Here is a 3,850-nt window from a genome sequence, read left to right as displayed (position 1 = left end):
CAGCGTCGAAAGCCCTAAGGCCGCAGCCGCGCGCAAGACCCGCATCAGCGCCGACGTTCCGGCCAAGCGGCTCGGCACGCCGGAAGAATTCGGTCAGATCTGCGCCTTCCTGTGCTCGGTCCATGCGGGCTATCTGACCGGGCAGAACATACCGGTCGATGGTGGTCTCTACGTCAGCGCCTTTTGATCAACTTGTCCGTGAAACTGTAGGAGCCGTCCGTTAGAGAATCGGCATAAGCATTTGATCATTAGCAACTTTCTACGCGCCGCCGGGTAAAGCTGCCGGCGCGTCAATTAGCGTCGCGAAAAACCACGGCTGCATGCTAAAAGGGAATCTCAGCCAGATTTCGAGGGAGCGGCCGCATGGAAGGCGAGAGCAAAAAGACGGCACGTTCGGACCTCGACGAAGCCGCCCTCTACTTCCACAAGCACCCAAGGCCGGGAAAGCTCGAGATACAGGCGACCAAGCCGCTCGGCAATCAGCGCGACCTCGCGCTCGCCTATTCGCCTGGCGTCGCCGCCCCTTGCCTGGAAATCCGCGACGATCCGGCGACCGCCGCCGACTACACCGCGCGCGCCAATCTGGTCGGTGTCGTGACCAACGGGTCGGCGGTGCTCGGCCTCGGCAATATCGGCCCGCTGGCCTCCAAGCCGGTGATGGAAGGCAAGGCCGTCCTGTTCAAGAAGTTCGCCGGCATCGATGTCTTCGACATAGAGATCGACGCGCCCGGTATCGAGCGCATGGTCGAGACGATCTCGGCGCTCGAGCCGACCTTCGGCGGCATCAATCTCGAGGACATCAAGGCGCCGGAATGCTTCGAGGTCGAGGAACAGCTGAAGGCCCGCATGGGCATACCGGTATTCCACGACGACCAGCACGGCACCGCCATCATCGTCGCTGCCGCCGTGCTCAACGGGCTGGAATTCGCCGGAAAAACCATATCGGACATCAAGATAGTCACCTCCGGCGCCGGGGCTGCCGCCCTTGCCTGCCTCAACCTGCTGGTCTCGCTCGGCGCCAAAGTCGAAAACATCTGGGTCACCGACCGTTTCGGCGTTGCCTACAAAGGGCGGACCGACGAGATGGACCGCTGGAAAGACCCTTATGTGAAGGACACCGAGGCGCGCACGCTGGCCGACGTCATATCGGGCGCAGATGTCTTCCTCGGCCTCTCGGCGGCAGGCGTGCTGAAGCCGGAACTGCTTGAGCACATGGCGCCAAAACCGCTGATCCTGGCGCTGGCCAACCCCAATCCCGAGATCATGCCGGAAACGGCGCGTGCGGCGCGTCCCGATGCGATGATCTGCACAGGCAGGTCCGATTTTCCCAATCAGGTCAACAACGTACTGTGTTTTCCTTACATCTTCCGCGGCGCGCTCGACTGTGGTGCCAGCGCTATCAACGAGGAGATGAAGATGGCGGCGGTCCGCGCCATCGCAGCCCTTGCCCGCGAGGAACCTTCAGATGTCGCTGCCCGCGCCTATTCCGGCGAGACGCCGATCTTCGGCCCTGAATTCCTGATCCCTTCGCCCTTCGATCCACGCCTGATCCTGCGCATAGCGCCCGCGGTCGCCAAGGCGGCCTGCGACACCGGTGTCGCGACGCGGCCGATCACCGATTTCGCCGCCTATATCGACAAGCTGAACCGCTTCGTCTTCCGCTCCGGCCTGGTGATGAAGCCGGTGTTCTCGTCCGCCAAGGCATCGAGCGCCAAGCGCGTCATCTATGCAGACGGCGAGGATGAGCGCGTGCTGCGCGCCGCCCAGGTGGTGCTCGAAGAAGGCATCGCCGAGCCGATCCTGATCGGCCGGCCGCACGTCATCGAAGTGCGCCTGAAACGCTACGGCTTGCGCATCAAGCCCGGTGTCGATTTCGGCCTGATCAACCCGGAAGACGATCCGCGCTACCGCCACTATGTCGACCTTTTGATCGAACTCGCCGGCCGGCGTGGCGTCACGACGGAAGCCGCGCGCACCATGGTCCGCACCGACAACACGGTGATCGCAGCGCTTGCGCTGAAACGCGGCGATGCCGACGCCATGGTCTGCGGCCTTGAAGGGCGCTTCGAGCGGCATCTGCGCAACGTCACCTTGATCATCGGCCCGCGCACCGGCGTCAAGGATCGCGACCTGTCGACGCTCTCGATGCTGATCTCGCAGCGCGGCATCATCTTCCTGACCGACACGCATGTCTCCGTCGACCCGACGGCGGAAGAAATCGCTGAGATGACGGTGCTGGCGGCGGAAGAAATCCAGCGCTTCGGCATCGAGCCGAAGGCAGCGCTGCTCTCGCATTCGGATTTCGGCTCGCGCGATTCGCCCAGTGCCCTGAAGATGCGGCAAGCGGCGGCGATCCTGGCGCGCATTGCCCCAGAGCTGGAATGCGATGGCGAGATGCACGCCGATTCCGCTCTGTCGGAGCATCTGCGCCAGCGCGTCTATCCGCATTCACGGCTGAAGGGCGAAGCCAATCTGCTGGTGTTCCCCAACCTCGATTCGGCCAACATCACGCTGACTGCGCTCAGGACCATGATGGATGCGCTGCACGTCGGGCCGATCCTGCTCGGCACGGACATGCCGGCGCATATATTGACGCCGTCGGTCACCTCGCGCGGCGTCGTCAACATGACGGCGCTTGCCGTCGTGGAAGCCGCCCACAAGGCACAGGCGGTCGTCAATCTGGGCTGAACACGGATTTCGCGGTAAACTGCAGTTAACCGCGAACACGGTAGCATTGCGGGCTAACAGTCGGATTTGGCAGGCGGAGTTTGGGCGGATGGCAAGCGGAGGGTGGAAGCAGGCGCATGCTGCCGTGCTGCTTGGCCTGCTGTTGTCCGCAACCTGGGGGGTGGCCGAGCCACAGGCCGCCTCGCGGGTCTGCCGCCAGCTGGAAGCCGATCTTGCCGCGTCCTCGCGCGGCGGCGGTGGCGATCCGGCGCTGATCCGGAAATACGATTCCGCAATTGCCAGGCAGCATGAGCAGATTTCGAAAGCCCGCGGCCAAGCGAGCCGGGCCGGGTGCGGCTTTTCGCTGTTTGGCCGCAACCTCAATCAATGCGCCGGGCTAAACGCCACCATCGATCGCATGAATGCCAATCTCGACGCCTTGCAGAACAAGCGCGAGCGGCTGGCCGGCGGCGGCTCGCGCCGCGACCGCGGACGCATCCTGGCGGCGCTTGACGCCAATGGCTGCCGCGACGACGCCGTTGCGCCTCGGCGGGCGCCTTTGCAGGAAGCCAACCGCGAGGGCGGCAGCGCAAACCTGTTCGATCAGCTTTTTGGCGGCAACAGCCAGCAGCTCGATATGCTTGATGAGCCCAACCAGCCCGACGATCCCGGCGAGGAGCGCAATGTCCGCCGTGTGCTCAACCAGCCCGGCATACCCGATTTTCCGAGCGTCGGCGGTGAGTTCCACACTTCCTGTGTGCGCACCTGCGACGGCTACTTCTTCCCGATGTCGAACTCAGCCTCGGCAGGCGATTTCGAACGTGACCAGAAGAATTGCGAATCGAGCTGCCCCGGCACCGAGATGCAGGTTTTCTATTCGCGCGGCATGGACGACGATTCGGCCTCGATGACGTCATCCGTCACCGGCCGACCCTACAGCGAATTGCCGACCGCCTATCTCTACAAGCAGCCCGATATGTCGCGGCCGCCGGCTTGCGGCTGCAACGCCGCCGCGCAGGGTTTTCAGATCATCGCCGGCAACCCGCCGAATCCGGAACAGTTGCAACCCGAGACGGACTCCGCACCGTTCATTCCGGTGCCGATCTCCAAACCGGATCCAGGTGCCGATCCCGAAACGCTGGCCAATCAGGAAGGCGGGCTCGACCGCGAGGCGATCAAGCGG

3 protein-coding genes are annotated in these 3,850 nt (G+C 63.8%); all 3 read left to right on the top strand.

Going from position 1 to position 3,850, the window contains the following annotated elements; translation table 11 throughout:
* Positions 1-187, top strand: a 187-nt coding sequence (locus EOB59_RS26630; protein WP_128289589.1) for an SDR family oxidoreductase, incomplete at its 5' end; no start/stop codon positions are given.
* Positions 188-363: 176 nt separating this feature from the next.
* Complete coding sequence (locus tag EOB59_RS26625; RefSeq protein WP_128289588.1) at positions 364-2,688, top strand: NADP-dependent malic enzyme; 2,325 nt, start codon at positions 364-366, stop codon at positions 2,686-2,688.
* 88 nt (positions 2,689-2,776) lie between these two features.
* Positions 2,777-3,850: DUF2865 domain-containing protein (locus tag EOB59_RS26620; protein WP_245486767.1), on the top strand; the 1,074-nt coding region annotated here is incomplete at its 3' end.

Origin of the sequence: Mesorhizobium sp. M7A.F.Ca.MR.176.00.0.0 (assembly GCF_004023165.1) — a bacterium.
Lineage (GTDB): Bacteria > Pseudomonadota > Alphaproteobacteria > Rhizobiales > Rhizobiaceae > Mesorhizobium.
Note: the sequence above shows the minus strand (reverse complement) of the source record. Positions and strands in the feature narration are given on the sequence as shown.

What these genes read in the sequence shown, in the direction of transcription:
- EOB59_RS26625 (WP_128289588.1), top strand. Translation starts at nt 364, where the DNA reads ATGGAAGGCGAGAGCAAAAAGACGGCACGTTCGGACCTCGACGAAGCC.